Origin of the sequence: Photobacterium indicum, from assembly GCF_003026215.1 — a bacterium.
GTDB classification, from domain to species: Bacteria; Pseudomonadota; Gammaproteobacteria; order Enterobacterales; family Vibrionaceae; genus Photobacterium; species Photobacterium indicum.
Genome location: NZ_PYOC01000003.1, coordinates 22,987 through 35,503, shown reverse-complemented (window position 1 = coordinate 35,503; position 12,517 = coordinate 22,987). Strand labels below are relative to the sequence as shown.

The window sequence follows — 12,517 nt, the reverse complement described above, 5'->3', positions numbered from 1 at the left end:
ATTGGGTTTGTGAGCTGAGTGGCATACCCATGTAGACATTTTTAAAGTCAAATACGTGAGTAAAAGTAACTGTGGAAAAGCAAGTCTTTAAGATTAATGAAAAAATGCATGCATTATTGGTTGCAAACGAGATGGACGAGTTCACCGTCCTTGAACTGAGAGATGCTTACCTTAGCTGTAATCGAAACGAGGCTTGCAAGATCGAAGCTCGTAAGTTTGTCTATCGACAGATAACAAGGTTGCTGCAAAAAGGGTTGTTACTAAAGCAAGAAGGCAACACAGTACGAAATGCGACGTATAAAAAAACTGATTTGTTTAATAAATCCACCATCGTGTTGCTCTGCTTAAGTGAAGATCAAAGCGCACCTCATGAACTCCCTAAAGGAGCTGATGTTGGTGCTGTTGTTTCATTCCTTCAAGCAGAACTGCAACAGTATCAGGTCGATTTATCATCAAGTATTGCTGAGTCGGAAGAATATCAACGCCTACATGAAAAACTGCCTGAACTGAAACCTCAGCTTGAAATTTACTTTATGCAAGCGCGTGAAAAGTGTTCAAGGCTACTAGGGCAAGTTACTGCCATCGAGACAATTCTTACTGATTGTAAAAGGGTGCAAGGGTGAAGCTAAGAAAATGGCAATCTGCTTGCGTAAAACAAGTACTACAGAAATACAATAATTACTTAAAACACTTTATGTGTTTAGCGACTCCTGCTGCGGGTAAGACCACAATGGCTGCTGAAGTAGCGTTGCAATTAGTTAAGCAAGATAAGATAGATTTCGTCATATGTTTCTGTCCCACAAAAGAAGTAGAGCAGGGAATCCGACGTACTTTTGAACGCCATCTAAGCCGGAGTTTTAATGGTTCAATAGGAGCATTAGGTGGAGTGTATACTTATCAAAGCTTACTAACGCTCACACCAGAATTTTGGCAAATATTACGTGAGTATCGTGTATTAGTGATTTTTGATGAGCTTCATCATTGCGCCGGGGATCGTCTTGCAAATGCTAATGCTTGGGGTGCTCAAATCTTGATTAATATCTGTGACTATGCAACGTATACATTGGGGCTTTCTGGAACACCGTGGCGTTCGGATCGACTACCGATAACACTAGGTAGGTATCTTGATGATAACCAAATTGAATGTGATTTCACTTATGGTTTGAAAAAGGCTGTTGCCGATGCCGTTTGTCGTCAACCACGAATTGTACTGATTGATAATGACAGGATCACCGTTACATCAGGGAAAGAAGATGCCAAAATATTTGGTAGCCTGACAGATGCTTTTTCTGGTTCAGACTTAGCTTACAAATCAATCATTTCTGAACAAGAAACGATGAAGCATATCCTTTCTCAAGGTGTATCAAAATTATCTGAGTTACGAGAACAAAATCCAGATGCAGGTGGTTTAGTTGTAGCTTCTTCGATTGAACATGCCATTGAATTAGCACAAATGCTTCAAAGCGAATTTGGTCAAAGTACTGTAATGGTTTCACATCAAGACTCGATGCCATCTGAGATCATTGATAGTTATAGAAAGCAAACTACCGAATGGATTGTAAGTGTAGGGATGATTTCAGAAGGTACAGATATTCCGAGACTTCAAGTGTGTTGTTATTTAAGCCACGTAAGAACCGAAATGTACTATCGACAAGTGCTTGGCAGAATTTTGCGGGTAAACGCCTCAGTAAACCAAGAGGCATGGTTCTACACTTTCGCAGAAGCCAACTTGGTTAAGTATGCAAATAGAATTCAAAGCGATTTACCTGACACTCATGTTATCTATGAGTTAGAAAATGAAGCTGCTAACTATAGCCATGGTGGTCAAACAGGACAGTCTCAGCCAAATGGTATTAGTGAACTGTCACTACGCTTTGATGGGCGAACAAATACCAACCTAAGTAACAATGGTAATTCAAATGAACTATACAAGGCGCCAGATTATCAATTGATTGGTCAATACCGTCAGAAAGTAATATCACTCTTTAAGATATAAATTTAGATGTATATCTTAAAGCAATCACTTGTAATCTAGACATTACTCACTTAAATGCATTGGAAGTTTGGCACAAAACGCCATTTCGTATATTATGCGCAAGCGTATTATCCCAATTATTTAAGGGGGCACGGTGAGCGTATCAGATCAGAACATCAACAAAAAGAACCTTACTGAAACTGACATCATTTCAAAGTTCATTATGCCAGCCATCAAAGGGGTTGGTTGGGATGACATGACGCAGATTCGTCAAGAAGTTGCTCTTCGAGATGGTAAGGTGATTGTTCGTGGTCAGATGGGTGTACGTAAAACCGTCAAGAAAGCTGATATTGTGCTTTACCATAAGCCAAGTATGCCGTTGGCCGTTGTTGAAGCGAAAGCCAACAAGCATGAAATTGGCAAGGGTATGCAGCAGGGGCTTGATTACGCTCGCTTACTTGAGGTTCCCTTCATCTTTGCATCCAATGGTGATGGTTTTATTTTCCACGATAAAACCAAAATTGGTACGCCTGAGGAAAACCAGCTTGAATCAGAAATACGTTTAGAAGACTTCCCCACACCGCAAGAACTTTGGGCTAAGTATTGCGCTTGGAAAGGCTACACAGAAGCGCAACGCTCAATCATTACACAAGATTACTATGACGATGGTAGCGGTAAGTCGCCGCGTTACTATCAGCTACAGGCGATCAATAAAACCATTGAAGCCATATCTTCGGGTAAAAACCGTGCGTTATTAGTGATGGCAACAGGTACAGGTAAAACCTATACCGCATTTCAGATCATCTGGCGTTTGTGGAAAGCACGCAATAAGAAGCGCATTCTCTTCCTTGCTGACCGTAATATACTTATCGATCAAACGCGTATTAATGACTTCCAACCGTTTGGCTCTGCGATGACAAAAGTAACAGGCCGAACAGTTGATCCTGCTTTTGAAATTCACTTAGCTTTGTATCAAGCGTTGACTGGGCCAGAAGAGTCGCAGAAAGCCTACAAGCAAGTCGATCCTAATTTCTTTGATCTTATCATTATCGACGAATGCCACCGTGGTAGTGCTGCTGAAGATAGCGCATGGCGTGAAATTCTTGAATATTTTAGTAGTGCTGCCCAAGTTGGTTTAACAGCCACCCCCAAAGAGACTGATGAAGTCTCTAATAGCGATTATTTTGGCGATCCAGTTTATACCTATTCCCTCAAAGAGGGCATTGAAGATGGTTTCCTAGCACCTTACAAGGTTGTACGCATAGATTTTGATGTTGATGGTCAAGGTTGGCGACCAACCAAAGGACAGGTTGATAAAAACGGCGAAATTATTGAAGACAGAGTTTATAACCAAAAAGACTTTGACCGTACGTTAATCATCGATGAACGTACCGAGCTTGTAGCCAAAACAATTACATCGTATTTGAAGCGTACCGACCCAATGTCGAAAACCATCGTGTTCTGTAACGATATCGATCATGCTGAACGTATGCGTCGGGCTCTGGTTAACATGAATCCAGAGCAAGTTGCGAAAAACGAAAAATATGTAATGAAAATAACGGGAGATGATGATTTAGGTAAAGCCCAGTTAGATAACTTCATCAACCCTAAAAAGCCTTACCCTGTGATTGCGACCACCTCAGAACTGATGACAACAGGTGTCGATGCCAAAACGTGCAAACTTGTCGTACTTGATCAGAACATAAAATCGATGACTAAGTTTAAGCAGATCATTGGTCGTGGTACACGTATTGATGACCGCTATGGCAAGCTGTGGTTTACCATTCTCGATTTCAAAAAAGCCACCGAACTGTTTGCGGATGAGCGCTTTGACGGCATCCCTGAAAAAGTCATAGTAACAACACCAGAAGGCGTTGATGATATTGATAAGGGGGGCGACCGAACAGAACCTGAAATAAGAGATACAGAGGAAGGTGGTCAGAACCCAGATGATGGTTTAGAAGAAACTGACACCAATGGCGATAACGCTGGAACTGGCTCACCAGAGCCTGAATGGGGTACTGAAGAAGAATCTCGCTACATTAAATTCCATGTGTCTGGTGTAACCGTGAAGAAGATTGCCGAGCGTGTTCAATATTATGATACTGACGGCAAGCTTGTTACCGAATCTTTTAAAGATTACACCCGTAAAACCATCGCTAAACAATTTGCTTCGCTTGATGATTTTACCAAAAAGTGGAACGACGCAGAGCGTAAGCAGGCCATTATCGATGAACTGTCAAACGAAGGCATCATTTGGGAAGCACTAGAGCAAGAAGTCGGTAAAGACCTCGACCCATTCGATATGATTTGCCACGTCGTGTTCGATCAACCAGCATTAACGCGTAAAGAACGAGCAAACAATGTGAAGAAACGTAACTACTTCACCAAGTATTCAGACGTTGCTCAAAGGGTACTAAATGCCTTACTAGATGAATATGCCGACGAAGGTGTACAGGCTATTGAATCTAAGGATGCGCTTAAAGCAAAGCAAATTGTTGAAATCGGGCGTCCTCTTGAAATCGCTAAGAAAGGGTTTGGCGGTAAACAAGGATACATAGAAGCAGTTAACGAATTAGAGTCAGAAATTTATCGTGAAATTAAGTCCGCTTAATGCGCTGCTACCTTAGAAATAACGCGTGTAATTCGCTATAATCCCACACAAATTTCAGGCTTGGTTGAATCTATTCAATCAAGCCTTTATTCATCATAAAGCTTGCAGTTGTCGGAGACTTTCCACGCTACAAAAATGATGAATACCCCAACGAAATAAAGAGATAATCATGTCGGTAAGTTCAGCAATTAAATCAATTCAAGACATCATGCGTAAAGATGCGGGTGTAGATGGAGATGCACAGCGTTTAGGGCAGATGTCATGGCTGCTATTCCTTAAAGTGTTTGATGCGCAAGAAGAAGAGCTAGAGTTTGAACTAGATGATTACCGAGCGCCAATCCCTGAGCAGTACCTATGGCGCAACTGGGCTGCCGATGACCAAGGTATGACAGGCGAAGAGTTACTAGAATTCGTTAACGCTCGTTTGTTTTATGATTTGAGAAACCTGACAGCGCCTATTGATAAAAATCCTCGTGGTTTTGTCGTTAAAGAAGCTTTTAGCGATGCTTTCAACTATATGAAAAACGGTACATTGCTGCGTCAGGTGATCAACAAGCTAAATGAAATCGACTTTACCGACTCTGGTGAACGCCACTTATTTGGTGATATCTACGAACAAATTCTAAAAGACCTGCAAAGTGCGGGTAATGCAGGTGAGTTCTATACCCCTCGCGCCATCACCAAGTTCATCGTCAAAGTTACTGATCCTAAGTTGGGTGAGTCCATTATGGATCCTGCATGTGGTACAGGTGGCTTCCTTGCGTGCTCATTTGATCACGTTAAAACTAACTACGTGAAGTCTGCGAGCGATCATAAAGCGCTTCAATCTCAAATTCATGGTGTTGAGAAAAAACAGTTACCTCACTTGCTATGTACTACAAACATGTTACTTCATGGTATTGAAGTACCAGTACAGATTAAGCACGGGAACACATTAGCTAAACCTCTTTCAAGTTGGGATGAGCAAGTTGATGTAATTGTTACTAACCCGCCATTTGGTGGAACAGAAGAGGACGGTATCGAGAAGAATTTCCCGGCGGAAATGCAAACCCGCGAAACGGCGGATTTGTTCCTACAGCTGATTATTGAAATTCTTGCCTCGCCAGTTAATGGACAGAAAGGGGGCCGTGCAGCCGTTGTATTGCCAGATGGAACACTTTTTGGCGAAGGTGTAAAAACCAAAATCAAAAAGATGCTGACGGAAGAATGTAACCTTCACACCATTGTTCGTTTACCTAATGGTGTGTTTAACCCATACACGGGTATTAAAACCAATATATTGTTCTTCACCAAAGGTGAACCAACCAAAGATGTATGGTTCTACGAGCATCCATACCCAACAGGCGTTAAAAACTACAGTAAAACCAAGCCAATGAAGTTTGAAGAGTTCCAGTCTGAGCTAGATTGGTGGGGCAATGAAGACGATGGCTTTGCTAGCCGTGTTGAAAACAATCAAGCATGGAAAGTGTCGATTGATGAAATCATCGAGCGCAACTTCAACCTTGATATTAAAAATCCATACCAAGGTGAAATAGTAAACCATAATCCTGAAGAGTTATTGGCAAGCTACAGTAAGCAACAGCAAGAGATCAGTGAATTACGCAACCAACTGAAAAATGTCTTGGCCGCTGCCTTATCTTCAGGTAAAGAGTCTTCAGGCGAGGGTAAATAATGTCTGTAGAAACGCTAATCACCGACAATATCGACATTTGGACATCTGCGATTAAAACCAAATTGGCATCAGGACGTGGTAACGGAAAAAAACTTGAGCTTTATGGCGTAAAGAAGCTGCGTGAATTGATTTTAGAATTGGCCGTACACGGTAAGTTATTACCTCAAGATCTCAACGATGAGCCCGCACCTGTACTTCTTGAGCGTATTGCAGAAGAAAAAGCGCTGTTGGTGAAAGAGAATAAAATCAAAAAGCAAAAAGTTTTTCCTGAGATCACTGATGAAGAAAAGCCTTTTGGAGAACCTAAAGGTTGGAAGTGGGTAAGCCTTCAAAATTTGATTACAGTAATGGATGCAGGATGGAGCCCAGCTTGCCCTCCTGAACCGTCGCCATCAGATGAAAAGTGGGGAGTATTGAAGACTACCGCAGTTCAATCTATGGAATACCGAGAGCATGAAAATAAAGTGCTTCCAGTTAATAAAGAACCTAAACATCAATATGAGGTTAAGACTGGCGATATTTTGATTACTAGGGCTGGCCCCAAAAATAGAGTTGGCGTTTCTTGTTTAGTTCAACGTACACGCCCAAGATTAATGATTTCAGATAAAATCATCAGATTTCACTTGGTTGATATTAAAATGTGTGAGCGATATATATCGTTATGTTTGAATGCTGGGGCAACTGCTGAATATTTAGATTCGGCAAAGTCAGGCATGGCTGAAAGCCAGATGAATATATCTCAAGATAAATTGAAATCAGCTCCTATTCCATTAGCTCCTTTAGCTGAACAACTCCGCATTGTCACCAAAGTCGATGAACTAATGGCACTTTGCGATCAACTGGAACAGCAAACCAAATCTAATATTGATGCGCAAAAAACGTTAGCAGAAGTTCTGTTTGCAACGCTTACCAATAGCACGGATGCAGGTGAACTGACGCAAAACTGGGCACGAGTAAGCGAACATTTTGATATTTTATTAACAACAGAGTATTGCATTGACCTGCTAAAACAAACCGTATTGCAATTGGCGATTACGGGTAAGTTCGTTGATTTCGGTAACTTCGAAATGAAAACAGTTAAACAGTTATTATGTTTTGGGCCAAGAAACGGGGTTTCACCAAAAGAGGCCCCAACACCAACTGACTGTAAAGTACTAAAACTTGGTGCTACTTCTTATGGATATCTTAATGTTGAACAGTCTAAGTTTGTTGATGTTGACGTCGATCCTGAATCTCATCTATGGCTAAAGGAAGGCGACATTTTAATTCAACGAGGTAATTCTGCTACTTTTGTTGGCTCGAATGTTATTGTCGATAAAGATTATTCAGGATACATATATCCAGATCTTATGATGAAGTTAAGAACAAATGAACTTATTGCCTCTGAATATTTATCACTAGTACTTTCAGCCTCCAGCTCTAGAGAGTCAATGTGGTCTCAGATGACTGGAACTTCAGGCACAATGCCGAAAATCAGTAAAAAAGTCGTTGAGAACGTTAGTATTCCAGTTCCTGCAGATAAGCAGGTGCAGCTGGAAGTAGTTAACGAAGTGAATCGAATATTTTCAATTATTGAAAACCTAAGACTGAAATTAAATCAATGTCAAATAACTCAAATTCACCTTGCTGATGCGATTGTTGCCAAGTCGCTTTAATAGGAATTGAACCATGCCTGATGCTATGACAAATAATTTAGAACCATTGCAAACTTATCATGAATATAAAGCTGAAAATGAAACTATTGATGATGATGAATCGGGGTATGCTGTTTATTTTCAGAAAGGTGAAGATGACCCAGTATTACTAGCGAAGCCAAGTTTAGCTTTATTTCATGGAGACCTAAATCTTTATAATCAAGAAAGTGAACGTATTAGACTTGAACGATTCTCAAGTGTATTAAATACTGAAGTATTTCCACGTAACAAACAAAATTTTGATGAGCTGTTAAATGCACAGCGCTCAAATAAAGTGACACCTTTCATTGGTGCTGGAGCATCAATAAGTGCGGGCTGCCAGAGTTGGAGTCGTTATCTAGAATGTAAAGCTAAAGAAGTCGATATTGATGATGATGTTATCGAACAGCATCTAAGTGGTAACATGCTGGAAGACTTACTTGACCTTATTTTACGTCAACCTAGAGGAAGGGCGTTTGAATTCTACTTTACGCAGGACTTTGAACATGCAAATCCTGAAAATTCATATGTTTGGAATTTCCCAGATATTTTTAATGCTTGCGTAATAACTACGAACTTTGATCGAGTTATTGAAGATTGTTATGCCCGTCAAGGTAAATCCTTTAAAGAAAAGACCGTTGGGCTGAACAATCCTCATAATTTCATTAAAGCAATGACTCGTGGTGATAGATACCTATTAAAACTACATGGGAATATGGATAACCCTGAATATCGGGTTTTTACAAAAGCAGAATATCAACGAGCATATAGTAATGATGCCCAAAGTCTTGTTGATATCGATTATCCATTACCTAAATTACTTACACATCTATATTTAAGTCACTCCTTTTTATTTATTGGTTGTAGTCTTGAAGTTGATAGAACGGTTAAAGCATTTGAACAACTTTTTGAACGTGAAGAACGAAATAAAATTGCGGATCACTACGCGATTATTGAAGCACCTGAAAATAATGACAAATTTTATGAGCTTGAACAACGACTAATGTTTTGTAATATAAAACCAATATGGTACGAACACAATCAGTATGAAAAAGTCAATGAAATAATTGGGTTAATGATAGTTTAGAGTGCTATTTATTTAACCTTATAATCAATGTATACCAATCACCATGAACTCAAACATCTACATCCCAATACGTAATTGCTGATACGTTTGTACCGAAACTAAGTTACAGCAAATTCGAAAGCCTTATCAAAAAAATTGACAACTATAATGATGAAATCCAACGCTATAAGCACAAATAGAATTATCTACTGATAAAAAATGGAATTTAAGTTAAATGGCAATCATTGAGAAGCAAGTCCTCTCCGTTAAATCAATACTGGAACTCCCTTTAACTATTCCAGATTATCAGCGCCCTTATAAGTGGCACGCAAGACATGTAAATCAACTACTCGATGATGTACTACGTCATCGTAATAAAAGCAGTTACCGTCTTGGCACGGTGGTCATTCATGAAGAGCAAGCAAACCAATCACAACCTTTTCAACAACTCTCAATTGTTGATGGGCAACAGCGTTTACTGACTTTAACGTTACTCTGTAACTTAATAGACAAAAATCGTGTCTGTAACCCTACATTACTTGAGCATAACTTTGACTCACCGACCACAATCAAAAACTTGCAGCATAATGCAGCCATTATTCAAAGCCGACTTAAGCAACTCAGTGAAGTCGATCGCGAAGAGTTAGTCGAATTTCTATTGCATAAGTGCGAGTTAATAAGTGTAAAACTTGATGACTTGAGTGAAGCATTCCAATTCTTCGATTCACAAAATGCCCGTGGTAAAGCTCTCGCACCTTACGACCTTCTTAAAGCCTTCCATCTACGTGAAATGGCCGTTAATACTGAGCAAGAAAGATTAGCGTGTGTTGATAGTTGGGAAAGTGGTGTTAGCCCTGATAACAAAACGCCTAGTTTACAAATGATCATGAGCGATGTTCTTTTCAGGCTGAGACGTTGGTCTGAAGGCGAACAAGGCAAATACTTTAGCCGTAATAACATTGATGTATTCAAAGGCGTTAACTTAAGCTCGGCAACGTATCGTTATGCTGAACCTTTAAGAGCTATGGACTACATGGTTGAGGAGTACAACTCAGACCGTGTGCGCCAGTGGGATCAGCAGACGATGTTGTACCCATTTTTGGTTGATCAAACCATGCTCAACGGCAAGAGATTCTTCGAATACATTGAACACTATACAAAGACCTACCAGAACCTGTTCATTGATGAAAAGCCTGAACTAGCAGAAATATTGAAAACTATCACTACCTACAAAGGGCGTAATCGAGTAGGTGACCACTATGTCCGAAATCTCTTTTATTGTGCTGTGCTTTTCTATTATGACAAATTTGGTGATGCTGAATTAGAAAAAGCGGCATTGTTATGTTTCGTTTGGAGTTATCGTATTCGGTTAGTACAGCACCGCGTTGTAATTGAATCGATAGATAATCCAGCAATGGGAAAGCAAGGAATATTCAATATAATAAAGAAAGCACTTCATCCTCATGAGGTTTTATCTTTTACCGTTGAACCAATACAAGAGTCCGATATTAAAGGAACAAAAATTGATGGATTAGTCGGAAAATTTAAAACATTGGGGTATATACAAAATGGACAGTAATCAAAGCGTTCTAGAGCTTTCAGTTGCGGAGTTATTCCAACAAGATGACTATATTATCCCAATCTATCAGCGTAATTACGCATGGGGGGAATCTGAAGTCGAACAACTCCTTCAAGATGTGTGGGATATCGCTTCAAAAGGTAAAGGACAGAGTACGTACTATATTGGTAGCCTAGTCGCCTATAAGCGCGATGCTAATCAATACGAGACTATCGATGGTCAGCAGCGCCATACTACGTTAAGCATTATTCTATCTGTGTTAAAGAATGAGTTTTCGACAACGCTGCCTGATATTCATAAGTTGAACCTTGGTTTTGATAGTCGCCCTAAATCCGTTCAAACGTTACGGAAGCTTTTTAATGAACCGAATCGCCGAGGCGATGAGCTTGAAGAAGCCAACATTCGGTCTGCTTATGAAATTTCAAAACGCTTCCTGTCTAACCATATAAAGGATATTGCACAGTTCAGTGATTACTTGCTGAATAACGTGAGAATTCTACGGGTGATTGTTCCTGAAGATACAGATTTGAATCACTACTTTGAGATCATGAATAACCGTGGTGAACAGCTCGAAAAGCATGAAGTGCTTAAAGCACGATTGATGTCAGAGCTAACCAATGATGATGAGCGAAATGCATTCGCAAGCGTATGGGATGCTTGCTCTGAAATGAATCGCTATGTTCAATTAGGGATTAATTCTAAGGTCAGAAGTCATGTGTTTGGTTCAAATTGGAATCACATCCCTCAGAGCTTTGAGGTTCTGTGCCAGCAAGTGAAAGTAGAGAGTACCAATAAGCAAGTAAGAACCATGGCAGATATCATCGGAGCACCTCAGTACCACGCCAAGAAGGTATCTACTCATGATGTTAACGAAGAAGCGGGGACTTTTGGCTCTGTTATCAATTTCTCAAACTTCTTGCTTCATGTGCTGCGTGTAACACTGAAAAAAGACATTCCACTAGATGATAAACGACTTCTGGATACCTTTGCGGAAGAGAAACCTAATGCTCGCCAATTCGCTCTCGATTTGCTCAAGTGTCGCATGTTGTTCGACCGCTACATCATCAAGCGAGAAAACGATGAAGACTGGAGTTTAAAGACGCTGACACTTTATGAACGTAATAAGCGTACTTTTAGTTATACCAACAGTGCTTCAGAAGAACGTAACCAGCAACTGATCATGTTACTTTCCATGTTTCATGTGTCTTTTCCTACTCTTGTCTATAAGCATTGGCTTAATGCTTCATTACACTATCTTTATGCAAATTCGACAGAAAGTGGCGATGTTGACTCCTCTGAGTATACGGCGTTCTTAGAAAAGTTAAGTGACCGATTCTTCTTTGGGCGATTCGGACAACTAGCCAATAATGCTGAACATACTGATTATTTAGATCTAACGTTTGCTGATGTTGACTTACACAAGGTAGAGCTTGATCGTACATATTTAAATCAAGGTACTGGAGTTCAGAACTTTATTTTTAATCGACTTGATTACAAGCTTTGGAAACAGCTCAAGCAAGGTAAGTCGTTCTCTGGTGTAAACATGGATTACATACGCAAGCGTGTTGCAGGATTCAGCTTTTCTTTTAGAACATCAGTTGAACATTACTTCCCACAGAACCCACTGGGGAGTGAACCAATAAATAAATCTGATGAGTTGCCAATCGGTGTGGATAGTTTTGGTAATCTTTGCCTGATAAGTCGCCATAACAACTCTAAATTAAGTAACTATTTGCCGACAGCAAAGAAAGAGCATTATGAGAAAGCAACAACCGTCGAGAGCCTTAAACAGATTTTCATGATGAGCTATGACCAATGGGGAGTAGGGAGCGAAGAGGGGCTTAAAAACATCGCAGATCATGAAACTATGATGATTAAAGAGCTTAGCACACGTTTTGTATAAGCATATACGATGAAGATATGGCTTTAAATTATTGA

The 12,517-nt window shown here is 40.1% G+C and carries 8 protein-coding genes; all 8 read left to right on the top strand.

Annotation, left to right across the window (positions count from 1 at the left end; all coding sequences use genetic code 11):
* Positions 1 to 71: 71 nt before the first annotated feature.
* The 8 genes from C9J47_RS10590 to C9J47_RS10555 all read left to right on the top strand — a co-directional run bounded on the left by C9J47_RS10590 (position 72) and on the right by C9J47_RS10555 (position 12,482).
* Positions 72 to 623, top strand: coding sequence for a hypothetical protein (locus C9J47_RS10590; RefSeq protein ID WP_011218519.1), 552 nt, complete (start codon positions 72 to 74; stop codon positions 621 to 623).
* Positions 620 to 1,996 carry a DEAD/DEAH box helicase gene (locus C9J47_RS10585; protein WP_107253507.1) on the top strand — a complete coding sequence of 459 codons (1,377 nt, stop codon included), beginning with the start codon at positions 620 to 622 and terminating at the stop codon, positions 1,994 to 1,996. The genes C9J47_RS10590 and C9J47_RS10585 overlap by 4 nt, the downstream gene beginning before the upstream one ends.
* A 202-nt stretch (positions 1,997 to 2,198) precedes the next feature.
* A complete protein-coding gene (gene hsdR / locus C9J47_RS10580) occupies positions 2,199 to 4,589 on the top strand; it encodes an EcoAI/FtnUII family type I restriction enzme subunit R (protein WP_107253882.1) in 2,391 nt (796 codons plus the stop codon).
* Positions 4,590 to 4,758: 169 nt separating this feature from the next.
* Positions 4,759 to 6,261 carry an N-6 DNA methylase gene (locus C9J47_RS10575; protein ID WP_107253506.1) on the top strand — a complete coding sequence of 501 codons (1,503 nt, stop codon included), beginning with the start codon at positions 4,759 to 4,761 and terminating at the stop codon, positions 6,259 to 6,261.
* Complete coding sequence (locus C9J47_RS10570; protein WP_107253505.1) at positions 6,261 to 7,916, top strand: restriction endonuclease subunit S; 1,656 nt, start codon at positions 6,261 to 6,263, stop codon at positions 7,914 to 7,916. The genes C9J47_RS10575 and C9J47_RS10570 overlap by 1 nt, the downstream gene beginning before the upstream one ends.
* A gap of 13 nt (positions 7,917 to 7,929) precedes the next feature.
* Entirely contained in the window at positions 7,930 to 9,021 is a 1,092-nt protein-coding gene (locus C9J47_RS10565; protein WP_107253504.1) for an SIR2 family protein, read from the top strand.
* Between the two features lie 214 nt (positions 9,022 to 9,235).
* The gene (locus tag C9J47_RS10560; protein ID WP_107253503.1) at positions 9,236 to 10,579 is read left to right on the top strand and encodes a DUF262 domain-containing protein; all 1,344 of its coding nucleotides are present in this window, start codon (positions 9,236 to 9,238) and stop codon (positions 10,577 to 10,579) included.
* Positions 10,569 to 12,482, top strand: coding sequence for a GmrSD restriction endonuclease domain-containing protein (locus tag C9J47_RS10555; RefSeq protein WP_107253502.1), 1,914 nt, complete (start codon positions 10,569 to 10,571; stop codon positions 12,480 to 12,482). Before C9J47_RS10560 ends, C9J47_RS10555 begins: the two co-directional genes overlap by 11 nt.
* Positions 12,483 to 12,517: the final 35 nt, after the last annotated feature.